Annotated in this window: 24 protein-coding genes and 1 other annotated feature; of the genes, 4 read left to right on the plus strand and 20 right to left on the minus strand. The window is 37.4% G+C overall.

Features of this window, described 5'->3' with window-relative positions; genetic code table 11:
• Window positions 1-5 precede the first annotated feature (5 nt).
• The 17 genes from hisI to ACUN28_RS22400 all read right to left on the minus strand — a co-directional run bounded on the left by hisI (window position 6) and on the right by ACUN28_RS22400 (window position 15,879).
• Entirely contained in the window at window positions 6-311 is a 306-nt protein-coding gene (gene hisI / locus ACUN28_RS22320; protein ID WP_016088718.1) for a phosphoribosyl-AMP cyclohydrolase, read from the minus strand.
• Window positions 308-1,066, minus strand: a complete 759-nt coding sequence (gene hisF, locus ACUN28_RS22325; protein WP_016088719.1) for an imidazoleglycerol phosphate synthase cyclase subunit — start codon at window positions 1,064-1,066, stop codon at window positions 308-310. Before hisF ends, hisI begins: the two co-directional genes overlap by 4 nt.
• The gene (gene hisA / locus ACUN28_RS22330; RefSeq protein WP_016088720.1) at window positions 1,060-1,779 is read right to left on the minus strand and encodes a 1-(5-phosphoribosyl)-5-[(5-phosphoribosylamino)methylideneamino]imidazole-4-carboxamide isomerase; all 720 of its coding nucleotides are present in this window, start codon (window positions 1,777-1,779) and stop codon (window positions 1,060-1,062) included. Before hisA ends, hisF begins: the two co-directional genes overlap by 7 nt.
• Complete coding sequence (hisH, locus tag ACUN28_RS22335; protein WP_016088721.1) at window positions 1,752-2,381, minus strand: imidazole glycerol phosphate synthase subunit HisH; 630 nt, start codon at window positions 2,379-2,381, stop codon at window positions 1,752-1,754. The genes hisA and hisH overlap by 28 nt, the downstream gene beginning before the upstream one ends.
• Window positions 2,382-2,966: an imidazoleglycerol-phosphate dehydratase HisB gene (hisB, locus tag ACUN28_RS22340; RefSeq protein WP_016088722.1), complete on the minus strand. Its 585-nt coding sequence runs from the start codon at window positions 2,964-2,966 to the stop codon at window positions 2,382-2,384.
• A complete protein-coding gene (hisD, locus tag ACUN28_RS22345; protein WP_016088723.1) occupies window positions 2,966-4,255 on the minus strand; it encodes a histidinol dehydrogenase in 1,290 nt (429 codons plus the stop codon). Before hisD ends, hisB begins: the two co-directional genes overlap by 1 nt.
• Before the next feature lie 11 nt (window positions 4,256-4,266).
• On the minus strand, window positions 4,267-4,902 hold the full coding sequence (hisG, locus tag ACUN28_RS22350; protein WP_016088724.1) for an ATP phosphoribosyltransferase: 636 nt from the start codon (window positions 4,900-4,902) through the stop codon (window positions 4,267-4,269).
• Window positions 4,878-6,140 (minus strand): ATP phosphoribosyltransferase regulatory subunit, encoded by a 1,263-nt coding sequence (gene hisZ, locus ACUN28_RS22355; protein WP_016088725.1) that lies wholly within the window; start codon window positions 6,138-6,140, stop codon window positions 4,878-4,880. Before hisZ ends, hisG begins: the two co-directional genes overlap by 25 nt.
• A gap of 308 nt (window positions 6,141-6,448) precedes the next feature.
• On the minus strand, window positions 6,449-7,030 hold the full coding sequence (leuD, locus tag ACUN28_RS22360) for a 3-isopropylmalate dehydratase small subunit (RefSeq protein WP_016088726.1): 582 nt from the start codon (window positions 7,028-7,030) through the stop codon (window positions 6,449-6,451).
• A complete protein-coding gene (leuC, locus tag ACUN28_RS22365) occupies window positions 7,008-8,402 on the minus strand; it encodes a 3-isopropylmalate dehydratase large subunit (protein ID WP_016088727.1) in 1,395 nt (464 codons plus the stop codon). The genes leuD and leuC overlap by 23 nt, the downstream gene beginning before the upstream one ends.
• Window positions 8,402-9,466 carry a 3-isopropylmalate dehydrogenase gene (leuB, locus tag ACUN28_RS22370; protein WP_016088728.1) on the minus strand — a complete coding sequence of 355 codons (1,065 nt, stop codon included), beginning with the start codon at window positions 9,464-9,466 and terminating at the stop codon, window positions 8,402-8,404. The genes leuC and leuB overlap by 1 nt, the downstream gene beginning before the upstream one ends.
• A 77-nt stretch (window positions 9,467-9,543) precedes the next feature.
• Window positions 9,544-11,064: a 2-isopropylmalate synthase gene (leuA, locus tag ACUN28_RS22375; protein WP_016088729.1), complete on the minus strand. Its 1,521-nt coding sequence runs from the start codon at window positions 11,062-11,064 to the stop codon at window positions 9,544-9,546.
• Between the two features lies 1 nt (window position 11,065).
• Complete coding sequence (gene ilvC / locus ACUN28_RS22380) at window positions 11,066-12,076, minus strand: ketol-acid reductoisomerase (protein WP_016088730.1); 1,011 nt, start codon at window positions 12,074-12,076, stop codon at window positions 11,066-11,068.
• Between the two features lie 26 nt (window positions 12,077-12,102).
• Complete coding sequence (gene ilvN, locus ACUN28_RS22385) at window positions 12,103-12,612, minus strand: acetolactate synthase small subunit (protein WP_016088731.1); 510 nt, start codon at window positions 12,610-12,612, stop codon at window positions 12,103-12,105.
• Window positions 12,609-14,309 carry an acetolactate synthase large subunit gene (ilvB, locus tag ACUN28_RS22390; protein WP_016088732.1) on the minus strand — a complete coding sequence of 567 codons (1,701 nt, stop codon included), beginning with the start codon at window positions 14,307-14,309 and terminating at the stop codon, window positions 12,609-12,611. Before ilvB ends, ilvN begins: the two co-directional genes overlap by 4 nt.
• 72 nt (window positions 14,310-14,381) lie before the next feature.
• Window positions 14,382-14,609, minus strand: a binding site (T-box leader).
• A gap of 16 nt (window positions 14,610-14,625) precedes the next feature.
• A complete protein-coding gene (gene ilvE / locus ACUN28_RS22395) occupies window positions 14,626-15,522 on the minus strand; it encodes a branched-chain-amino-acid transaminase (RefSeq protein WP_001005497.1) in 897 nt (298 codons plus the stop codon).
• A 141-nt stretch (window positions 15,523-15,663) separates the two neighbouring features.
• A complete protein-coding gene (locus tag ACUN28_RS22400; protein ID WP_016136600.1) occupies window positions 15,664-15,879 on the minus strand; it encodes a hypothetical protein in 216 nt (71 codons plus the stop codon).
• A gap of 59 nt (window positions 15,880-15,938) precedes the next feature.
• Between ACUN28_RS22400 and ACUN28_RS22405 the strand changes: the two genes are divergently transcribed.
• Together ACUN28_RS22405 and ACUN28_RS22410 are read left to right on the plus strand one after the other, a co-directional pair.
• Window positions 15,939-16,178, plus strand: coding sequence for a DUF3911 family protein (locus ACUN28_RS22405; protein ID WP_000752505.1), 240 nt, complete (start codon window positions 15,939-15,941; stop codon window positions 16,176-16,178).
• Between the two features lie 86 nt (window positions 16,179-16,264).
• Window positions 16,265-16,504: a YkuS family protein gene (locus ACUN28_RS22410; RefSeq protein WP_000101009.1), complete on the plus strand. Its 240-nt coding sequence runs from the start codon at window positions 16,265-16,267 to the stop codon at window positions 16,502-16,504.
• A 363-nt stretch (window positions 16,505-16,867) separates the two neighbouring features.
• Here the strand turns inward: ACUN28_RS22410 and ACUN28_RS22415 are convergent, their stop codons facing one another.
• Together ACUN28_RS22415 and ytfJ are read right to left on the minus strand one after the other, a co-directional pair.
• Window positions 16,868-16,957 (minus strand): hypothetical protein, encoded by a 90-nt coding sequence (locus tag ACUN28_RS22415; protein WP_000608225.1) that lies wholly within the window; start codon window positions 16,955-16,957, stop codon window positions 16,868-16,870.
• Between the two features lie 108 nt (window positions 16,958-17,065).
• Window positions 17,066-17,533, minus strand: a complete 468-nt coding sequence (gene ytfJ / locus ACUN28_RS22420) for a GerW family sporulation protein (RefSeq protein ID WP_016088733.1) — start codon at window positions 17,531-17,533, stop codon at window positions 17,066-17,068.
• A 203-nt stretch (window positions 17,534-17,736) separates the two neighbouring features.
• On the opposite strand from ytfJ, the gene ACUN28_RS22425 reads away from it, so the two are divergent.
• Window positions 17,737-18,129, plus strand: a complete 393-nt coding sequence (locus ACUN28_RS22425; RefSeq protein ID WP_074651135.1) for an imidazole glycerol phosphate synthase — start codon at window positions 17,737-17,739, stop codon at window positions 18,127-18,129.
• Between the two features lie 33 nt (window positions 18,130-18,162).
• Here the strand turns inward: ACUN28_RS22425 and ACUN28_RS22430 are convergent, their stop codons facing one another.
• Window positions 18,163-19,506 (minus strand): TrkH family potassium uptake protein, encoded by a 1,344-nt coding sequence (locus tag ACUN28_RS22430; RefSeq protein WP_016088734.1) that lies wholly within the window; start codon window positions 19,504-19,506, stop codon window positions 18,163-18,165.
• Window positions 19,507-20,691: 1,185 nt separating this feature from the next.
• Between ACUN28_RS22430 and ACUN28_RS22435 the strand changes: the two genes are divergently transcribed.
• The gene (locus ACUN28_RS22435; protein ID WP_016088735.1) at window positions 20,692-21,927 is read left to right on the plus strand and encodes a dicarboxylate/amino acid:cation symporter; all 1,236 of its coding nucleotides are present in this window, start codon (window positions 20,692-20,694) and stop codon (window positions 21,925-21,927) included.
• The last annotated feature ends 7 nt before the right edge of the window (window positions 21,928-21,934 follow it).

Genomic DNA, 21,934 nt, shown 5'->3' on the forward strand with positions numbered 1-21,934 from the left:
TCCCCCTATATAATTTTGTAGTGAAAACATGTTTTCTCTCCCGTATGACAAGCAGGTCCCACTTGCTTTACGACAACAACGATTGAATCTTGATCACAATCTAAATAAAGAGATTGCACATATTGGACATTTCCTGATGTTTCTCCTTTATTCCATAACGATTGTCTTGAACGAGAATAAAACCATGTTCTTTTCGTTTCTAGCGTTTTTTCATATGCTTCTTCATTCATATAAGCTAACATTAAAACTTCTTTTGTCCCTTCTTCAATTACAACTGCTGGTAGTAATCCTTTTGAAAAGTTAGGTTTCATAACCGCACCTCAACGTTTTCATTTCTTAATTTTCTCTTTACATCCTGCACTGTCGCCTCACCATAATGAAAAATGGATGCTGCAAGTGCTGCATCAACTGTTGTCTTTTGAAAAACTTCTATGATGTGATCAGCATGACCACATCCACCTGACGCGATGACTGGTACGGAAACACCGTTTGAAATTTCTTCTGTTAAACGAAGATCATATCCGTTTTTCGTTCCATCGGCATCCATACTCGTTAACAAAATTTCACCTGCCCCTAGCTCGGTAACACGCTTTGCCCACCCGATTGCATCCATTCCCGTATCAACTCTTCCGCCGTTCACATATACATTCCACTTATCTTCTGCTACTTTTCTAGCATCAATTGCTACGACAATACATTGTGATCCAAAGTGTTCTGCCCCTTCTTCAATTAGCTTTGGATTTCGCACTGCCGCTGAGTTGATTGAAACTTTATCTGCTCCGGCTCTTAGTAAATTGTACATATCTTTAACACTTGAAACCCCTCCTCCAACTGTAAGAGGAATAAATACTTTTGAAGCTGTTTTTTCTACAACATCTATAATCGTTTTTCGTCCTTCATGCGTTGCCGTAATATCTAAAAATACAATTTCATCTGCTCCCGCATCATTATATAAAGCAGCTATTTCAACAGGATCACCGACGTCTTGTAATCCTATAAAATTTACCCCCTTTACGACTCGCCCTTCTTTCACATCTAGACATGGAATAATGCGTTTCGCTAACATAACTTTGTTACCTCTAACACTTCTTCTAAATCAATCGTTTTCTCGTAAAGAGCCTTACCAATTATGACGCCGTATATATTCATATCATTTAATTTTTTCACATCTTGTATAGATGCCACTCCTCCAGAAGCAACAAGACGAATGCCCACGCTTTTTTGTAGTAACTCTAATTGCTCTACATTCGGCCCTGCAAGTGTCCCGTCTTTCGAAATGTCTGTAAACACAATCGTTTGAACACCTACATTCTCCATTTGCTTTGCTAAATCAATGTAAGAAATTTCAGATACATCAAGCCAGCCTCTCGTTGCTACGAAACCATTTTTCGCATCAATTCCAACAATGATTTTTTCTTTATATAGAAGAACTGCTTCTTCTAAAAATGTCCTATCATAAAGAGCAGATGTTCCTAAAATCACTTTATCTACACCTACTGACAATAACTTCTCTACCGCTACAAGTGATCGAATTCCTCCTCCAACTTGCACTGGAATACATACTTCCTTGCAAATCCTTTCAATAACGGACAAATTTACTGACTCTCCAGCAATTGCACCATCTAAATCAACAATGTGTAGTGTTTTCGCGCCCAATTTTTCGAATATAATCGCTTGCGCAACTGGATCTTCATTCATTACTGTTTCTTTACTAAACTCTCCTTGATACAGTCTAACGCATCGTCCTTCTTTTAAATCGATAGCTGGGAAGATCTCCATGCTTCTACCACCCCTTTGAAATTTTTCAACATTTGCATTCCAATGTCACCACTTTTTTCAGGATGAAACTGTGCGCCGTATATATTTCCTTTTGCTACAAAACCAGGTACTTTCACTCCATATTCACTTATCCCATACACAATCTCATTTGGACAATCTGCATAATAAGAATGGACATAATATACATAAGAACCATCTTCTACTCCATTCCAAAGCGCTATTTCCCCCTCTTTCTTTAACTCATTCCATCCCATATGTGGAATTTTATAAGGAACCTTTAACTTTCGAATCACACCTGGTAATAAACTTAATCCGTTACAGTCTTGTAGTTCCTCACTTTTTTCAAATAAAAGCTGCATTCCTAAGCAAATGCCAAGAAGCGGTTTTCCTGAACGCCCGACCTCTTTTAACACACGAGCTAAATCTTTTTCTTCCAATACATCCATCGCTTTTGGAAATGCACCTACTCCTGGTAAAATTACTCCATCACTTCTAAGAATCTCTTCTTTATCACTCGTTACGATGTACTCTGCTCCAATATATTTTAATGCTTGTTCTACACTACGAATATTTCCCATTCCATAATCTATAATGGCAATCAATTACAACATCCCTTTCGTTGAATTTACACCAGTAATGTTGGCATTTCTTTCGACTGCTTCTCTAAGCGCTCTACCAAACGCTTTAAATAACGCTTCAATTTTGTGATGTGTATTGCTTCCGTATAAAATGCGAGCATGTAATGTAATATTGGCAGCATGAGCGACTGCTCTAAAAAATTCTTCTGTTAGTTCTGTATCAAAATCCCCTAGCTTCGGATTCGTTAATTCTCCTTGAAATACAATATATGAGCGCCCGCTAATATCAATTGCGACAAAACCTAAAGATTCATCCATCGGTACATATGCTGAGCCGTACCTGTTAATCCCCTCTTTATTTTGCAATGCTTCTTTCAAACAATTTCCCAGTACAATTCCAACATCTTCAACTGTATGATGCGCATCAACGAATACATCGCCTTCCGCCTCCACTTGTAAACCGAATCTTCCATGCCGTGCAAATAAAGTTAGCATATGATCAAAAAATCCAACTCCCGTTTGTATAGAAACGCTCTTGCCTTCATCAAGCTGCAAACTTAATTTTATTTTTGTTTCTGTCGTCTCACGTATTTGACTGGACTCACGCATTATTCTTCCTCCTCAAATCTTATTTGAATTGCTCTCGCATGCGCATGTAACCCTTCTTTATTGGCAAGTTCTACAATATGATGTTGTACATCTCTTAACGCTTCCTCCGTATAAGACAGAAAGCTTGATTTTTTTACGAAATCATCGACTGATAGCGGTGAGAAAAACCTTGCCGTTCCACTTGTCGGTAACACATGATTCGGCCCTGCTAAATAATCACCGAGCGGTTCCGGTGCATATGGTCCCAGAAAGATAGATCCTGCATGTTTCACATAAGCTAGAGCATTCATCGGTTCTTTTATATGTAACTCTAAATGTTCTGGAGCGATTTCATTCGATAATTGTAGTGCCTCATCTAAAGAAGGAACGATAAAAATAGCTCCATTTCTATTTATCGATTCACGTGCAATTTCGCTTCTTGTTAATGTTTCTAACTGTCTTTCTATCTCTTTTTCTACTTCTTTTGCTAACTCTATATTCGTTGTAATACAAATTGCCGTTGCTCTCTCGTCATGTTCTGCTTGTGATAATAAATCAGCAGCGATATATTTTGCATTGCCGGTTTCATCAGCAATAACTACAATTTCTGACGGTCCAGCAATCATATCAATATTTACGATTCCGTATACTTCTCGTTTCGCCAGAGCGACGTACAAATTTCCTGGTCCAACTATTTTATCCACTTTCGGAATCGATTCCGTCCCATATGCTAAAGCAGCAATTGCTTGCGCACCACCTATCGTATAAATTTCATCTACTCCTGCAAGGCTTGCAGCCGCTAATATATGAGGATCCATTCCCCCTTGCCTTGGTGGTGTCACCATTACAATCTTTTTCACACCAGCGAGTTTTGCTGGCAATACATTCATTAATACTGACGAAGGATACGAAGCAGTTCCGCCTGGCACATATACACCTACATTTTCTAACGGCCGAATGATTTGTCCTCTAATGATGCCTTCACTCGCGCAATCGAATATGGATTGCCTTTTTTGCTTTTCGTGATACGAAATAATGTTTCTCTTCGCCTCTTGTAACGCTTCTAAAAATGAATTCTCTACAAACGTACTCGCTTGTTTTATTTCTTCTTCACTTACACGAAATTCTTTCATCTCCACACCATCAAACTTTTTTGTATAAAAAGATAGGGCCTCATCCCTACTCTCCCTCACATTTTGAACGATTTCACTTACACTTCTTTGAACAGTTTCTTCTATTATATTGGCGTTTTCTCGTAGCAATTCTATTTTTGATAGTGCCTGTTGAAAATCTTCACAAACTATCTCCATTACAAGTCCCCCTATTTTTCCGACAAAATTTCTTGCTCCATCATATTTACAATACTGAATATTTCGTCTTTTTTAGTTTTTAATGCAGCCTTATTTACAATCATTCGAGCAGATATAGAACACATTTCCTCAAATACAATAAGTCCATTTTCTTGTAATGTTTTTCCTGTTTCAACAATATCAACAATCGCATCTGCCAATCCCAGAATAGGAGCGATTTCTACAGAACCTTCTATTTTTATAATTTCTACATCCTCTCCTTTATCATGAAAATAGTTAGAAGTAATATGTGGATATTTCGTCGCAATACGTTTCTTCCGGTAACTCTTTGGGTTATAAGTAGGAATAGAAGCAACACAAAACTTACACACGCCTACTCCTAAATCCAACATTTCATAAATATCTTTCTCGTTTTCCATTAAAATATCTTTTCCAACGACCCCAATATCAGCTACTCCATGTTCTACATAAGTAGCAACATCTACTGCTTTCACTAAAATAAATGAGATATCTGTATTTTTACTTTGAAAGACAAGCTTTCGTCCTTTATTTTTGAGCTCTGAACAATCAATTCCAATCTGCTCAAAGAGTGGAATCACATGTTTTTCTAATCTTCCTTTCGTTAACGCAATTTGAATGTTACGCATGAAGTTTCTCCTTCTTTCTGGACTACCCATTTCTCTTTCCATACATATTCCACTAACGATTCGTTCTTTGCCTCAACGACCGTTACTATTTGATTTTTTCTTGCAAATTGAAAGGTGTCGTTTACATTAGAGAATAAAGATAGCTCTACTTTTTTCCCGTCCTTTTGAAGTAAATTTCGTAATCTTTCCGCTTCTGCTAATCTATTTAACTCATAATGAATGATAATATCTATTCTCTTTCTTTCATATGGTTTTTGCTGCTCTTGCAGCGCCTTCACAATTTGATTGACTTGCACCGCGAGTCCAACAGCCGGCTGCATTTCCCCAAAATTCCCAATTAACTCATCATATCTTCCGCCACTAACAATTTCTTCTCCAATTTCATATATATACCCTTTGAAAATAACACCTGTATAATAATCCAAATGTTGAATCATACCTAAATCGATTGATATGTAAGATCCATAGCCTAGTTTTTCAATTGCTTCATATATTTCTTTCACTCTTGCAATAGCCATTTTCATTTCATTACTTGAGGCGAGTTTTTCTGCTTCCTCAATCACTTCTAAATTCCCAAATAGCCTTGGTAATTTCTCAAGTAATCTTACGGTTTCATCACATCGATCTAATTTCTTTTCTCTAATAAAATTTGATAGAGCAGCATAATTTTTACTTTCTATATACGTTCTAAGTACTTTCTCTCCTTCTTCATGAATGGAGAGCTTTTTTACAATACATTTATATAACTGCACTTGCCCAATCTCTATGGTAAAAGATTTCACCTTCACCTTTTGAAGTGATTGAATGACGCTTATAACACATTCAATTTCAGCTCTTACATTATCAATCCCGATAATTTCAATACCACTTTGCACAATTTCATTATATTTTCCGGTAAGGGACTCATTCGCTCGAAATACATTCCCACTATACGTCAGTTTAAGCGGCGTATCCCACCTCTGCGTTCCCATTACTCTCGCTAAAGGAATTGTCATATCTGGACGCAAGACGATAATCCGTCCCTTTTCATCAAAAAATTTATACATCTTTTCTTCATCTATCGGCCTGCTTTGAAAGGCAAAAACATCATAAAATTCAATTGTAGGTGTCCTTATTTCCTCATAACCTCTCTCTAAAAAAGTACGTCTTAATTTTTGCTCCACTTCTTCAATTAACGTACATTCTTCGAATAAATAGTCTCTCGTTCCATTTGGGTTTGCCCGTTTCCATTTTGCCATCTAAATGCTCACACCTTTCCCTTTCTAATGTATGCCTATTTCATTCACCTAAACCGAAAATAAAAAGAGCCTTGTAGACAAAATACCTACAAGGCTCTTTAGTAGAGTGTAGGTACAACGGGAATAACCCTTGTGCCTACACGTTTTCACGCTAGGTTCAAGGGCTTTATGTATGATGATGTAGTTGTGTAAGCATTTTAATAGATTGCACGATATTCATAATACTTACTCCCTTTCTCCTCTGATTTTTACATAGTATATAATACTTAATTCTGAATGTAAATACATTTTGAACATTCCGTTATTTCTTAATATAAAGCTACTTTCCTTTCATACTCTACAATTTCCTGTTCATATTGCATCGTAATACTAATTTCGTCTAGACCATTCAATAATTTCTCTTTCCACATTTTCTCGATTGTAAAATGAAACCTGTACGTACTCGTTGTAATTACTTCATTCTCTAAATCTACTTCTATTTGTTCTCTCGCATCCGTTTTGGCAAGTTTTTCTCGCATTTCTTTATCCATTACAATTGGCAACATACCATTTTTCATACAATTCATATAAAAAATATCTGCAAACCCACCAGCGATAATAACGCGGAAACCATAATCAGCAAGTGCCCAAGGTGCATGTTCTCTAGAAGAACCACACCCAAAATTATTACCTGTAATTAATATACTTGCTCCTTTTCTGTCTTGTGCATTAAGTGGGAAATTAGGGTTTTCATGTCGTTCATTATCATATCGCCACTCGTCAAATAAATATTTTCCAAATCCCGTCCTTTCAATTCTCTTTAAGTATTGCTTCGGAATAATTTGATCTGTATCAATGTTATCATTCATAAGTACTGCAGCAGTACCTTTATGAATACGAAATGGCTTCATCATAACTCTCCTTTCTAGTATCAACAAAATGACCATATAACGCAGCTGCTGCCGCCATTGCTGGGCTAACTAAATGTGTTCGTGCTCCCTTTCCTTGTCTTCCTTCAAAATTACGATTTGAAGTTGAAGCACAATGTTCTCCTTCAGGTACTTGATCTGGATTCATTCCAAGACACATGGAACATCCAGGTTCTCTCCATTCAAATCCAGCTTCTTCAAATATGTGATGTAGTCCTTTTTGCATCGCAGCTTCTCTTACTCTTTTCGATCCAGGTACAACGAGTGCTCGCACACCTTCTTTTACCTTTCTCCCTTTCACAACAGATGCAGCAATTTCTAAATCAGATAATCGAGAATTTGTACAAGATCCAATAAAGACATGCTGAACTGGAATTTCATAAGTGCTTTGCCCAGGGCTTAATCCCATATATAAAAACGCTCTTTCATCGTTTCCATCCTGTGTTTCTGGCAACTTTTCATCAATACGAACACCCATACTTGGATTTGTTCCCCACGTAACGTACGGTGCTAAATCTGTCACATCTATCGAAATATGCAAATCATAAATTGCGTCTAAATCTGTATAAAGTTCAGACCATTTTTTCGTGAAAGATTCATAGTCTTTCGGTGCATATTTACGTCCATTTACATACGCAAATGTTTTTTCATCTGGTGCGATAATACCAGCCTTTGCTCCTCCTTCAATTGCCATATTACAAAGTGTCATTCTCTCTTCCATCTCCATTGCCCCAATCGTCTCTCCGTAAAATTCCATTACGTATCCAGTTCCAACTGCTACACCGTACTTTGAAAGGAGATGCAAAATAATATCTTTTGCGTAAACGCCTTTCTGTAATTTTCCGTTTAACTCAATGCCCATCGCTTTCGGTTTTCGTTGCCATAGCGTTTGCGTTGCCAATACATGTTCCACTTCACTCGTACCAATACCAAATGCTAGCGCGCCAAACGCACCGTGCGTCGCTGTATGACTATCACCACAAACAATTGTTTTTCCAGGCTGCGTGAGCCCAAGTTCTGGTCCGATAACATGAACGATTCCCTGGTCTTCATCCCCGATATCCGCTAATGGCACCTGAAATTGTTTGCAATTTTCCCTAAGGGTATCCAATTGCTGCTTCGCAATACGATCGGTAATATTCCAAACATCTTTCGTTGGAATATTATGATCCATCGTTGCGAATGTTAAATCTGGTCTGCGGACCGTTCGATTTGTAAGCCGCAAGCCTTCAAAGGCTTGCGGTGACGTTACTTCGTGAACAAGATGTAGATCGATATATAATAAATCCAATCCATTTTCGTTTGTCGTAACTACGTGTCTTTCCCAAAGTTTATCTAGCAATCTTTTCCCCATTATCTCCCTCTCCCTACTAACGCTTGCTCTTCCATTTCTTGCATAACTGCCTTCGTAAATGAAGTTGTCGTTTCAGTCCCCCCGATATCTGCTGTACATTTTCCTAATTTAAGAACTGCAGAGATTGCGGATTCAATTGCACACCCTTCTCTCGTTAATCCGAATGATTGCCCAAGCATCATTGCAACAGAGCGCATCATTGCAATTGGATTTGCCTTATTTTTCCCGGCAATATCCGGTGCTGATCCGTGAATAGGCTCGTATAATGAAGGGCCTTTTTCCGCGTGACTAGCTGATGGCAGCATTCCTAATGATCCAGCTAATACGGAAGCCTCGTCACTCAAAATATCACCAAATAAATTTTCCGTTACAATTACATCAAACCGTCCAGGATTCCGAATTAATTCCATAGCTGCGGCGTCCACTAAAATATGTTCTAATTCAACACCTGGATATCGAAGTGCTACCTCTTCTGTTACAGTTCTCCATAGTTTACTAGACTCTAAAACATTCGCTTTATCAATAGATGTTACTTTTTTCTTCCGCTTACTCGCTAATTGAAAAGCATAAGAAACGATACGTTCAATTTCATGACGATGATACGTAAGTGTATCTGTTGCTACTTCGTCCGTTCGTTCTTTCGGATAAGAAAAATAAATCCCACCTGTTAATTCACGAACGACAACGAAATCAATTTCATCAGCCTTTTTTAATGGCGATAAATGTGCCGTTGCACTTTCTACCGTTACAGGACGAACATTCGCAAATACTCCAAGTCCTTTTCTTAAAGCTAATAATCCTTTCTCTGGTCTTTCTTTCGCACCATCCCACCTTGTTCCACCAACTGCTCCTAGTAGAACCGCATCACTTGCTAAACAGGCGGCAAGTGTTCGTTGTGGTAATGGTTGCCCATTTAAATCAATAGCCACACCACCAAAGTACTCATCTTGCAAATGAAAATGATGCCCATATAGCCTCTCTACCATATGCAATACTTCCTTTGCACTCTCCATAACTTCTGGACCAACACCATCACCAGCTAAACAAACGATACGTTTTTCCAATTTCAACACTCCTTTTAACTGAATTTTCGGAACTTTAATTTGATAGGTGAGGAAAGCTTCTCTCACCTATCAAACACTTATTTCACAAGCGCTATAAGAGATTTTAATTTCCCTGCTGCATGGACATACGCTCTTGCCGACGCTTCCAATACGTCTTGGGCAACACCAAAACCCGATACTTGATGCGTTCCTTCTTTTAATTCAACATGAACATGAGCAAGTGCATCTTGACCTTGTGTAATAGATTGTATGCGATAATCTGCCAATTCACATTCTAATCCTAAAATTCTTTGGATTGCATTGTAAATCGCCTCAATACTACCAGAGCCAGTGGCTGCATCTTCGTATACATTTCCTTCCTCATCTTTTAGTACAACTGTCGCGCATTGTGTACTATTTGATACGAAATGTACTTGTAATTGCGTAATGTTATATTGTTGTGCTGCAAATGCTGCTTCACCAAGCATAAGCGCACGTAGATCTTCTTCAGTAATTTCCTTTTTACGATCAGCCAATTTTTTAAATGCTTCAAATACCGCATCCCGCTCTTCGTTTGTAAATTCATAGCCAAGCTCTTTCATTTTTTCTGTGAACGCGTGACGTCCAGAATGTTTTCCAAGTACGAATAGATTTTGAGATTCGCCTATTAGCGCTGGTTCAATAATTTCATATGTTGTCACTTCTTTTAAAACACCATCTTGATGAATGCCTGACTCGTGAGCAAATGCATTCGCTCCTACAATCGCTTTATTTTTCGGTACTACCATACCTGTTAAACGACTTACTAACGTACTTGTCGATTTAATCTCTTTTAGTGTCATAGAAGACTCCGCTTTATAGAAATCTCTTCGAATATGAAGCGCAACTGCAACCTCTTCTAACGCCGCATTCCCTGCCCTTTCTCCAATTCCATTAATCGTTCCTTCTACTTGCAGTGCTCCGCCTTCAACCGCAGCTAAGGAATTTGCTACTGCCATACCGAGATCATCATGGCAGTGACAAGAGAAAATTGCTTTTTCATACGAAGGAACAGATTCTTGTAAGTATTTAAATAGAGAATAGTATTCTTCTGGGTTCGTATAACCTACTGTGTCTGGAATATTGATTACATTCGCTCCTGCACGAATTGCAACTTCTACTGCTTCCGCTAAAAAATCTCTCGCTGTTCTTGTCGCATCTTCTGCAGAAAATTGTACTGTCGGGAATAAAGATTTTCCGAGTGTAACCGAGCGATGAATACTATCTAATACATCTTCTTTTGACATACAAAGTTTATATTTCATATGAATATCACTCGTAGCTAAAAATACATGTAAACGAGGAGATACAGCACCTTTCACAGCTTCATATGCTCTTCGAATATCACTTTCTTTCGCTCTAGCTAAGCTCATAACTGTCGCATTTTGAATTGTATTTGCGATCCGCTTTACCGATTGAAAATCCCCGTCGGAAGCTGCTGCAAAGCCAGCTTCCATGACATTAATACCTAGTCTCTCTAATTGCCTTGCAATTTGCAATTTCTCTTGTTCATTTAAATTCACTCCTGGTGATTGTTCGCCATCACGTAGCGTCGTATCCATGAACAAAATCTGCTTCATATTATTTAATCCCTACCTTTACACGTGGTTGTACGAAAGGCATCATTTCACGTAATTTACGTCCAACTACTTCAATTTCATGTTCATTCTCTTTCTCATTTGTAGCCTGGAAATTTGGTCTTCCTGCTTTATGCTCCGCAATCCAGCCTCTCGCAAATGTACCATCTTGAATTTCCGCTAGTACTTCACCCATCGCTTTCTTCGTATCTTCAGTAACAACACGTGGTCCTGATACGAAGTCTCCCCACTGCGCTGTATCCGAAACTGAATATCTCATATTTTCAAGTCCACCTTCATACATAAGGTCAACAATTAGTTTTAGTTCATGTAAACATTCAAAATATGCAAGTTCAGGTTGATATCCTGCATCAACTAACGTTTCAAACCCTGCTTTTACAAGCGCAGTCACTCCGCCGCAAAGTACAGCTTGCTCTCCAAATAAATCTGTTTCTGTTTCTTCTTTAAATGTCGTTTCTAATACACCTGCTCTCGTCGCTCCAATTCCATCAGCATAAGAAAGCGCCTTTTCAGTCGCAACTCCTGTTGCATCTTGATATACTGCAAACAGTGCTGGAACCGCACCGCCCTCACTAAACGTACGGCGTACTAAATGTCCTGGACCTTTTGGTGCTACTAGAAATACATCTACATTCGCTGGTGGTTTCACTTGATCAAAGTGAACATTAAATCCGTGTGCAAAAACGAGAGAATTTCCTGCCTGTAAATTTGGCGCAATTTCCGCTTCATATACTACCGGCTGCAGTTCATCCGGTAGCAAAATCATTACTACATCAGCTTTTTCCGCTGCTTCTGCTACTGTATATACAGAAAATCCATCTTCTTTCGCTTTATCCCAAGACTTCCCTTTCCTTAACCCTACTACTACATCAAATCCGTTATCACGTAAGTTTTGCGCATGCGCATGACCTTGCGAGCCATATCCGATGATTGCTACTTTCTTTTCCTTTAATACATTTACCGTTACGTCTTTTTCATAATAAACTTTTGCCATTTTCATTTCCCCCTATATTTAAATGATTATTGAATTAACATAATTTGCTTATCTTGTTTCTTCATACTACGCGTAAATGCTGTTACACCTGTTCTAGCAATTTCTTTCAAACCATATGGACGAAGCAATTCAATTAATGCTTCTACTTTTTCCTGTGTACCTGTTACTTGCACAACTATGGAATCCTTCCCAACATCTATTACAGCGGCTCGAAACGGTTCAATTAAACTATATAATTCTGCTCTTGCTACTGACGTTGCGACTTTAATAAGTGCAAGTTCTCTTGCGATCATCGCTTCTTCTGTAATATCTGATACTTTCAGAACATCAATTTGCTTATGAAGTTGTTTAATTAACTGCTCAACTTGCTGTTCATTTTCAACGTGTACAACAATCGTCATCCGCGATACGTCCGATGATTCCGTATGACCTACTGAAATACTTTCAATATTAAAATGTCTTCGTGTCATAACACCTGTAATTCGGTTTAACACACCACTTTGATTTCGAACTGTCGCTGTAACAATTCTCTTCACCTTTTTTCCACTCCCTCCATTTGGTGAACACCTTTCCCTGGCGCAACCATCGGCATTACCTTTTCTGATTGAAGTACACGGCAATCAATTACGACCGGTTCTTGTAATTCAATCGCATGCTGTATTTGCTTCTTTGCAAGAAGTGGATTATCTATACGCACTCCTTTTATGCCATACGCATTCGCAAGAGCGACGAAATCTGGTTGACACGCCAGTAAAGAGTGCGAATATCTTTGATTATAAAATTCATCTTGCCATTGTCTTACCATTCCTAAAGCTTCATTATTTAAAATAAACACTTTAACGGGTAAAGAATGTTCTTTTAACACACTTAATTCTTGCAGGGTCATTTGAAATCCAGCGTCACCGACAATTGCAATAACTAATTCTTCAGGCTTTGCAATTTGTGCACCAATTGCTGCTGGAAATCCAAACCCCATCGTTCCTAATCCTCCTGAAGTTACCCATTTATCTGGAGTTTTGAGCGGATAGTATTGAGCTGCCCACATTTGATGTTGCCCAACGTCTGTTGTTACAATCGCTTCTCCTTTCGTAATTTCATATAACAAATCAATTGCGTATTGAGGCTTAATACTTTCAGAATTTCGTTTATAAGAAAGTGGATACTTTTCTTTTCTACTCTTTAATAAAGAAAGCCACTTATAATGATTTTCTTTCTTTCCTTCTGGTTGAAGTAATACTTCCAACGCACGCTTAGCGCTTGCAACGATAGGAATTTCAGTCGGCACATTTTTTCCGATTTCTGCTGGATCAATATCAATATGTGCAACAGTGGCCTCTTTAGCAAAATAAGCTAAATTTCCAGTAAGACGATCATCGAATCTTGCACCTATATTAATAAGTAAGTCGCATTCATATAACGCCATATTGGCTGTGTAAGAACCATGCATTCCTCCCATCCCTAGAAAAAGGTCATCATCTGGCGGAAACCCACCAAGACCAAGTAAGGTATGCACAACAGGGATTTCATATTTACGAGCAAAACTTGTTAACTCCTTTGATGCTTTCGCATGCAATACACCTGCTCCAGCTAAAATTAACGGCTTGTTTGCAGTCTCAATTGCTTGTAATAATTTGTTTATTTGGAGTAGATTTGGTTCATAATTAGGGTTGTATCCTGGTAAATCCATTTGTACGTCATTACATCGTTCTCCTTGCTCTACTACCATATCTTTCGGAAGGTCAATAACGACTGGACCTGGTCTTCCTGTTCTAGCAATATGAAATGCTTCTTTAATAATTCGAGGTAAATCTGAAGCCTTTCGCACTTGATAGTTATGCTTTGTCACCGGCATCGTAAGCCCCATAATATCCGCTTCTTGGAAAGCATCGCTTCCAATTAACGTTGTTGCTACTTGCCCTGTAAATACAACAAGTGGTAATGAATCAATCATCGCATCTGCTAGACCAGTAATAACATTTGTAGCACCTGGTCCACTTGTTGCAATGACAACCCCTGGATTACCAGTAATTCTGGCATACCCTTCAGCGGCGTGAATAGCTCCTTGCTCATGCCTTGTTAAAATATGCGGAATTTCACAGTCATATAGTGCATCATAAAGAGGTAAAACAGCACCACCAGGATAACCGAAAATCACTTCTACTCCTTCCTTTTCTAGCGCTTCTAACAATAGCTGTGCACCAGTTGCCAGTTTCTCTTCCGTTTTTGAAGACATTGTTCTTATAAGCCCCCTTTTAAAAACTTTTATCAATAAAAAAAATCCTACGTCCACACTCCAGCTATGTGCTGAAGGGACGAAAGATTTCGCGGTACCACCCTTCTTCGCAAGAATACTCTTGCCTCAGTGACCCATAAATGAGTCTAGCTAATAACGGAGCTACCGTCTAAGCCTAGACAAACGCTTCAGCTTAGCACTCAAGGGCGATGTTCGTCGACGTGAACCATCGGTTTTCAGCAACCACCGACTCTCTGTAAGGCTTCACAATCAACTACTCCTCCCTCTCAACGCTTTCTTATGTTATAAAAAGTTGTTATCCAACTTTATTTTCTTCGTAGATCTTCTCTCCATCTTCTATAACTAACTTTCGGAATTCTTCTAATAAACGATTCGTATGTGGACCTGTTTGCCCTAAACCAATCGTTCTACCGTCTACTGTCGTAACAGCAATTACTTCAGCAGCCGTTCCTGTTAAAAATACTTCATCGGCTACATATACATCATGTCTTGTAAATAACTCTTCTCTAACGTCATATCCAAGTTTTTCACCGATTTCTAGAATCGCGTTTCGTGTAATACCTTCTAACGCTCCAGCAGAACTTGGCGGTGTAATTAATTTATTTCCTTTTACAATAAACACGTTATCTCCTGATCCTTCAGCTACGTATCCTTGATCATTTAACATAAGCGCTTCTTGTACGCCAGCTAATTTCGCTTCAATACGAACTAAAATATTGTTTAAGTAATTTAAAGATTTTACTTGAGGCGATAAAACATCTGGACGATTTCGGCGCGTTGCAACTGTTACAACCGGAATCCCTTTTTCATAATATTCTTGCGGGAATAAAGATAGTTGCTCTGCAATTACTACTACATTCGGTTTCTTACAAGAATCAGGATCTAATCCAAGATTTCCTGCTCCTCTCGATACAACTAGGCGAATGTATCCATTAGATAATTTATTTTGTCGAATCGTCTCAACAACAATATTCGTTACTTCATCTAAAGAGTATGGAATTTCTAACATAATGGATTTTGCTGATTCATATAACCGGACAAGATGCTCTCTCAAACGGAAAACATTACCGCTATAAACTCTAATTCCTTCAAATACTCCATCGCCATATAAATAACCATGATCATATACTGAAACTTTTGCCTCGTCTTTTGGAACAAATTCTCCATTTAAGAAAATCCATTGCTCGTTCACTGGAAAGCGCCTCCTATGTTCTATGAATTTTTTATTGTTTCCTAGTTTACTCTCCTTTCTAAATAAATCAAGTTAATTTTTAGAAAATTTATAATTTTTAATCGTACGTACATCTTTGATTATATTGATTTAACAGCATTGTTAACGTTTACAAAAAGTCAAAAAATTTTTTTCGCCAATTTTCACTAAAAAAAATATTTGTTTAAAAGAAGGATTTTCATCAATTGATACGAATCTATTGTATTCAATAAACGGACGTCCGTTTTTATAAATTCGGGAATATATAACGACTTTTGCTGAAAAAGGGGGAAAATAATAAAAATAACGCTGTCTAAAAATAACATTCATATTTTTCATTTCGTAATCATAATCCTATTTTTAAAAAACAATTTGTCAAAATGAAGGAGGAAAACAATATGGCGTGTGTACAAATTAAAGGAACGAGACAAGAGGTAGTAGAAATGCTTCAACTATTTGATCTAATGGATACGAAAGGTTTTTGTAAATTCGATAATTATGTAGAGGTAGAACCAAATAATAAAGAACATAATAATTTTATTGCTTCAATTGACATTCACTCAAATACTTCTTCCAGCCAAGATACTTTAAACGATCAATTCGTAAGTCAAATGCTTACTGGTGTATATAACGACTAAACAAAGATTTACTTCCTACCGTCTTTTCATAAATATATGCAGTGGACTTGAGCATACTAGCAACTAGATGGTAGGAGGTGAGAATTATGGCTAGAATTGGCGTTGAAAACTCATTAACAGATGTTCAACAAGCTCTTCAGCAACAGGGACATGAAGTTGTTACCCTGGGTTCCGAACATGATGCACAAGGGTGCGATTGTTGTATTGTAACTGGGCAAGATTCTAATATGATGGGTATTGCAGATGCATCAATTAAGGGATCGGTAATTACAGCTCATGGTTTAACAACAGATGAAATTTGTCAGCAAGTTGAGAGCCGCACTTAAATTTAATATACAAAAAGAAAGAGGACTCCTTTTGAAAAGGAGTCCTCTTTTTTATATTCACCTAACGGGAAAGTAACATATACTGGATGAAAGCCCTACCTCTCTCTCATCATTACGGTTCCACTGACCGCTCCTTGATTCACTAGTATATCTATAAAGCCTACAATTATAATTTATAGGGTTTGTTCACAAAAGTTGTTGGTAAGACTACCCGATCTTTCGCAAACTTTTCGTATTATATCTATAAGATTTATTTACTTTACACTAGCTGTAACCGAGACACGAATTAAAATTTTAACACCAATATAATGACTTGTCAACATTTTTTACAAATTAAAAACAGACAGTAACGGTTTGTCTGTTTTAGAATGGAGCTTTTTCTTTTATTACATATACAACAAAGCCGCTTACTAACATACATAAGCCAACTACTAAGTTTTTGATATTAATCATAAATTCCTCTCCCTTATTCCACACATCATATATATTTACAGTTCAATTATTCCGATCATCATAAAGCGCACTTTTTCTAATATATCATAATTCCTAAAAAATGCAAGTTCACTTGTGACGACTATTTACAAATTTATCTACAGTGCTTGGTACAGTATTTAAAGCCTTCTCAATTAAATGTGTACTACTATTGAGGTGTAATACTTGCACACCGTTAGAACCAACTACTAAAAAAGCAACTGGGCTAATGGAAACCCCAGCCCCGCTTCCGCCTCCAAACGGATGACTTTGCTTGTTCTCTTTATGCTGTCCTTGTCCGTTATTATGTTTTTCGGAAATAAAATCACCTTTAAAGTCACTTCCACCGGCACCAAAACCAAAAGCCACTTGAGATACTGTTAATACTACATTTCCATCAGCTGTTGAAACTGGACTTCCAACAATCGTATTTACATCTACCATCTCTTTTAAATTTGTCATTGCTGTTTTCATTAAATTTTCAATTGGATGTTCCATTATGTATTGCACCCTTTCCTCATTATTCCTTTTTATACTTTCCAAAATAGAGAAAGTCATACTAACTTTTCCTATTTCAAAAAAACAATTCCACTCTTCTAAATGGAATTACGCCTTGTACTCGCTCGGATAAAATGAAACTTTAATCAGCAGGGCTTTGTTCATCACCCACTGATTATTAGCCTTCAGCAATCAGGCGTTTGCGGACCACAAATAGCGGGATAAAAAAGAACAAGAGATGCATACTACTATTGAACCTTGTTATGAAAGGAGTCATGACTTTGACTGAGAAATTTGATGAGTATAAAAAAAGAGATAGAATAGATAGTGATTATAGTGACTACAAAGAAGAATATGCAGCTGAGGTTGCACCACAGCGCATTGATTATGATTACGATGAGAAAGATAATAAAGATGATGTAAGATCGTCCGCCGCTGGATCAACGGCTGGCTTTATCGCTCTTGCCTTATCTATCTTATCACTATTTACCTTCCCAACATTATTTGGTCTTGTTTCTGTATTACTAGGGATCTACGCTTATAATCGCGGAGCTACTGTAACTGGTGGTATCGCTGCGATTGTCGGCGGAATTGCAGCACTCATTGCAATTTTATTCCGAGTAGCGCTTATCGGTTTATTGTTCTCCCTTTTTTAAAAAGAAAAAGGTATCTCGCTTATGCGGGATACCTTATCCTGTAAATACATCTTCCGATGGATATTTAATTTTTTGTTTTGCTGGTCGCGCTAAAGAAAAGACAAGTGTTAACGGTCCGATTAATCCACAAAACATAACAAACATAATAATACATTTTCCAAACGCTGATAACTTTGCAGTAATCCCCATCGTTAACCCTACTGTGCCGAACGCTGAAATTGTTTCAAATAGTAACTGAATAAAGCTGAAGTTTTCTGTAAGCATTAATACAAATACCGCTGCAAAAATGAGTATTTGACTGGCAACAGCAATGGCTAACGCTCTCGTTACTGTCGACATTTTAATTGTGCGCTGAAATAAAACGATTTCCTCTTTTTTTCTAAAGAAAGAAAGGACAGATGTAACTAAAATAACAAACGTTGTTAATTTAATCCCTCCACCCGTTGATACACTTCCTGCACCAATAAACATTAAAACCATCGTAAATAATATAGATGATTCTTCCATTCCCCCGTAGTCAACTGTATTAAATCCAGCAGTACGAGGAGTAATACCTTGGAAGAAAGAAGCCCATAACTTTTCATTTAAAGGTAAATTCCCTAACGTCTTCACATTATTATATTCCAATACAAAAATCACAATCATCGCTATAACATTTAGCGCTACTGTTCCGACAATCATGATTTTGGAATGAAGTGATAATTTTCGAAAGCTACGACTATACCATATATCAATTAATACTGTAAAACCGAGACCACCTATTACGATTAATGAGCAAATCCCAATATTAATAATAGGATCTCCTACATACCTTGTTAAATTATCCGGCCATAGAGCAAATCCAGCATTATTATAAGATGCAATAACGTGAAAAATGCTATAATATACACCTTTTCCAAAACCAAACTCTGGAATAAAGCGAAACGATAAAAAAATGACTCCAATAAGCTCAATACAAATAGAAAATATAAAGACACGTTTTACTAATTTTACAAGACCACCTATATTTGTCTGATTAAATGCCTCTCCGATTAATAATCGATGGCGTAATCCGATTTTTTTACCTAATACCCAAACAATTAAAATGGCAATTGTCATAAGACCTAAACCACCCGTTTGAATTAAAAACATAATAACAATCTCGCCAAACATCGTAAACGTACTTGCAGTATCTACTACTCCCAATCCCGTTACAGTTGCTGCTGATGTTGCCGTAAAGAAAGCATCTACCCAGCTAATATGTACTTTCGTTGCAAATGGTAACTTTAATAACAAACCACCAACCACAATTAAACAGAAAAATCCTAATGCTAATATTTGTGGTGGATTTAATTGTATAAAACGATTATACAGACCTTGTCTTTTTGTTACTTCCATGTCACTAACTCCCTTTTCCCCTTATAAATAAAAGCTTATAAGAAACCTTAAACAGCGGGATAAACCTTATATTCTTATAATATAGTTGAGCATAATCCTTTTTTTCATAGTTTTCAACTTTTATTTATACTCGAACTCCACTGCATTTTATGACAAGACACTTTATATTATATTTCTTCTTACTCTACAACTCTCGCAATAATTATTTTATATGTATCACTTCTCAAATTCTCATATCTTTCACTCTATGTTCACATAGGGGTCACATCTACCTTTTATAGTATATGTATCGGAGCTGTTCCTCCCTAATTTATAAGACATTCCCCAGTGTCTTTGAATAGCTTCCATCCCTAATTAAATTGACATAAATTGTCCCCTTCCTTGACCATCTCATATGCGATGGTCTTATTTTTTTGTTTGCTCTATCCTTATGTAAAACTCCCTCTCTCTTTCACCCTATGTTCACATCAAGGTCACATCTACCTTTTATAGTATATGTATCGGAGCTGTTCCTCCCTAATTTATAAGACATTCCCCAGTGTCTTTGAATAGCTTCCATCCCTAATTAAATTGACATAAATTGTCCCCTTCCTTGACCATCTCATATGCGATGGTCTTATTTTTTTGTCTTTCTATCTTTTATTAAAAACTCCCTCTCTCTTTCACTCTATGTTCACATCAAGGTCACATCCACCTTTTATAGTATATGTATCGAAGTTGTTCCTCCCTAATTTATAAGACATTCCCCAGTGTCTTGAACAACTTCCATCCCTAATTAAATTGACATAAATTGTCCCCTTCCTTGACCATCTCATATGCGATGGTCTTATTTTTTTGTCTTTCTATCTTTTATTAAAAACTCCCTCTCTCTTTCACTCTATGTTCACACCCCGGTCACACTCACCTTTTATAGTATATGTATCGAAGCTATTCCACCCTAATTTACAAGACATTCCCCAGTGTCTTTGAGTAGCTTCCATCCCTAATTAAATTGACATAAATTGTCCCCTTCCCTAGGCCATCCAATGTGATGGCCTATTTTGTTTTTCAAATATAAAATTTAACCCTTTCTACATTAAAATAGGGATTTTTATACAAAATATTCAGAAAATATTGTCAAAATAGGTATTTTTTCGGTACAATTAATGTAGAAAGCTACTTTACAAAAAATAAGGGGGGATTTTATTGAAACAAACAAAAGCAATCTTAATTGCATTATTTCTCGGTTTAGTTGTCGGACTCACTCTAAATTTAGCTGCACCATCCATTTTTGAACCATTAAATCAATATGTGTTCAATCCACTTGGTCAATTGTTTATTCGACTCATTAAAATGCTAGTTGTTCCTGTTGTATTCATTTCTATCGTGCTTGGAGCTGCTGGGCTTGGGGACCCGAAACAACTTGGAAGAATCGGCTTAAAATCCATTTCATTCTTTCTTGTAACTACAGCCGTTGCTATCTCTATTGCAGTTACATTTGCACTTATTATACAACCAGGATCTGGCGGTAACTTTAAAACCGAAGGGCTTAAATATGAAGGTGCAAAAACCGAAACATCTTTCGTCGATACATTGCTAAATATCGTACCAGATAATCCAGCACAAGCGATGGCTGATGGAAACATGTTACAAATTATTGCCTTTGCCGTATTAATCGGACTCGGTATAGCTATTTTAGGAAAACGAGTCCAAGGTATCCATTCATTACTTGAACAGGGCAACGAATTAATGATGTATCTTGTTAATCTCGTTATGAAATTAGCTCCAATCGGAACATTTGGATTGCTCGCTTCATCCGTTGGTAAAATGGGTCTTGCAGGCGTCGCTGCGATGTTCAAGTATATGATTGTCGTTATGCTAGTACTTATTATTCACGGCGTCTTCGTATATGGCGGCTTATTAAAGGTATTAGCAAAAGAAAGTATTGTCCGTTTCTTTAAACAATTCGGACCGGTAATGGCAATTGGATTTAGTACATCTAGCTCTAATGCATCTCTTCCATTTGCAATGAAAACAGCACAAGAAAAACTGGGTGTTCCAAAAGCGATAAGTTCTTTTGTACAACCACTAGGTGCCACGATTAATATGGATGGTACCGCCATTATGCAAGGTGTAGCAACTGTGTTTATCGCTCAAGTATATGGCGTTGAACTTACTATGTCCCAATTAGCTGTCGTCGTATTAACTGCTGTACTAGCTAGTATCGGTACTGCTGGTGTACCAGGCGTTGGACTTGTAATGCTTACGATGGTTTTAAATCAAGTAAATCTACCCGTAGAAGGTATTGCCTTAATTATCGGTATTGACCGCATTCTAGATATGTCAAGAACAGCTGTAAATATTTCTGGTGATGCAATTTGTGCAATGATTGTCGCAAAATCAGAAGAAAAATATAATACGAATCAATCTGCAGTATCTTAAATCAAAA

This window comes from Bacillus sp. WC2507, from assembly GCF_052656125.1.

Coding starts and splice junctions, on each gene's coding strand:
- hisI (WP_016088718.1), bottom strand. CDS start 311: ATGAAACCTAACTTTTCAAAAGGATTACTACCAGCAGTTGTAATTGAA.
- hisF (WP_016088719.1), bottom strand. CDS start 1,066: ATGTTAGCGAAACGCATTATTCCATGTCTAGATGTGAAAGAAGGGCGA.
- hisA (WP_016088720.1), bottom strand. CDS start 1,779: ATGGAGATCTTCCCAGCTATCGATTTAAAAGAAGGACGATGCGTTAGA.
- hisB (WP_016088722.1), bottom strand. CDS start 2,966: ATGCGTGAGTCCAGTCAAATACGTGAGACGACAGAAACAAAAATAAAA.
- hisD (WP_016088723.1), bottom strand. CDS start 4,255: ATGGAGATAGTTTGTGAAGATTTTCAACAGGCACTATCAAAAATAGAA.
- hisG (WP_016088724.1), bottom strand. CDS start 4,902: ATGCGTAACATTCAAATTGCGTTAACGAAAGGAAGATTAGAAAAACAT.
- hisZ (WP_016088725.1), bottom strand. CDS start 6,140: ATGGCAAAATGGAAACGGGCAAACCCAAATGGAACGAGAGACTATTTA.
- leuD (WP_016088726.1), bottom strand. CDS start 7,030: ATGAAGCCATTTCGTATTCATAAAGGTACTGCTGCAGTACTTATGAAT.
- leuC (WP_016088727.1), bottom strand. CDS start 8,402: ATGGGGAAAAGATTGCTAGATAAACTTTGGGAAAGACACGTAGTTACG.
- leuA (WP_016088729.1), bottom strand. CDS start 11,064: ATGAAGCAGATTTTGTTCATGGATACGACGCTACGTGATGGCGAACAA.
- ilvC (WP_016088730.1), bottom strand. CDS start 12,076: ATGGCAAAAGTTTATTATGAAAAAGACGTAACGGTAAATGTATTAAAG.
- ilvB (WP_016088732.1), bottom strand. CDS start 14,309: ATGTCTTCAAAAACGGAAGAGAAACTGGCAACTGGTGCACAGCTATTG.
- ACUN28_RS22400 (WP_016136600.1), bottom strand. CDS start 15,879: ATGAAAAATATGAATGTTATTTTTAGACAGCGTTATTTTTATTATTTT.
- ACUN28_RS22405 (WP_000752505.1), top strand. CDS start 15,939: ATGGCGTGTGTACAAATTAAAGGAACGAGACAAGAGGTAGTAGAAATG.
- ACUN28_RS22410 (WP_000101009.1), top strand. CDS start 16,265: ATGGCTAGAATTGGCGTTGAAAACTCATTAACAGATGTTCAACAAGCT.
- ACUN28_RS22415 (WP_000608225.1), bottom strand. CDS start 16,957: ATGATTAATATCAAAAACTTAGTAGTTGGCTTATGTATGTTAGTAAGC.
- ytfJ (WP_016088733.1), bottom strand. CDS start 17,533: ATGACTTTCTCTATTTTGGAAAGTATAAAAAGGAATAATGAGGAAAGG.
- ACUN28_RS22425 (WP_074651135.1), top strand. CDS start 17,737: ATGAAAGGAGTCATGACTTTGACTGAGAAATTTGATGAGTATAAAAAA.
- ACUN28_RS22430 (WP_016088734.1), bottom strand. CDS start 19,506: ATGGAAGTAACAAAAAGACAAGGTCTGTATAATCGTTTTATACAATTA.